1 protein-coding gene is annotated in these 878 nt (G+C 26.0%); it reads right to left on the minus strand.

The genetic code is table 11. The features are described 5' to 3' along the window. Positions 1–174 precede the first annotated feature (174 nt). Complete coding sequence (locus G3997_RS05760) at positions 175–537, minus strand: C-GCAxxG-C-C family (seleno)protein (RefSeq protein ID WP_296644280.1); 363 nt, start codon at positions 535–537, stop codon at positions 175–177. Positions 538–878 lie beyond the last annotated feature (341 nt).

The raw sequence follows: 878 nt of genomic DNA on the forward strand, positions 1-878 counted from the left end.
ATAAAAAGATGGCATATCGCCATCTTTTCATTTATCTTATATTAACTTATGTTAATTTACCTTTATAGTTACCTATTCCACCTAAATTGTATACCTTACTAAATCCATTACTGACTAAAATATTTGCAGAACTAGAACTTCTCATTCCAGATGCACAATATACTAGATTCCTACTTATTTGTCTAATACATCCTTTAAAGCTTCATATGAAAAATCAATTATTTCTGCACAACTTACTTTACTCTTTTTAAGATCTCTACATATCTCAGAGTTAAATTTTTCTCTTACTCTATTCATTAATTCTCTAGCATAACCTCTAGCTTCATTTGTATTTTCGTTGTTTTCTCTTCCTTTTATATATCCTACTATCATAGCTGCTGCATTAACAGCACCACATATACTTCCTACAGTTGCTCCCGATCCCATTCCACTTCCTAAAGAAACAGGTATATTTGTATGATGCTCTTCGTTATATGATTTTATTAATGCCTCTGCACAATTATATCCTTGACTATGATATATTGATGGTTTAGTCATTATATCCCTCCTAAAATTATAAGTTTCTATAATTATAATAGATACAATATGTGAGTTTTATTTTTATAAGTTAATTGGTTAGTTTTTTAATGAATTAATTTAAACAAAAATAAATGCTGTAAAACTTAAATTTAAGCCTTACAGCATTTATAACTTTATTATTTATTATTTTTAATCTCTTTTTGAATTTTCTTTAAAGCTTTTTTAGAACCTCTAGCAATATCCTTTTCTAACTTTATATCCTTAAAACTTAAAAATAAAGTATTTAAATCGTAATTTTCTGGATATAAATCCTTAGCCTTTAAATATAGATTAACGCTTTATATATTAACATCTATAAA

The sequence above is a fragment of the Romboutsia sp. 13368 genome (assembly GCF_018336475.1).
Taxonomy (GTDB): domain Bacteria; phylum Bacillota; class Clostridia; order Peptostreptococcales; family Peptostreptococcaceae; genus Romboutsia.

Excerpts from the sequence above, each read along its gene's own strand:
- G3997_RS05760 (WP_296644280.1), bottom strand. The coding sequence starts at position 537 with ATGACTAAACCATCAATATATCATAGTCAAGGATATAATTGTGCAGAG.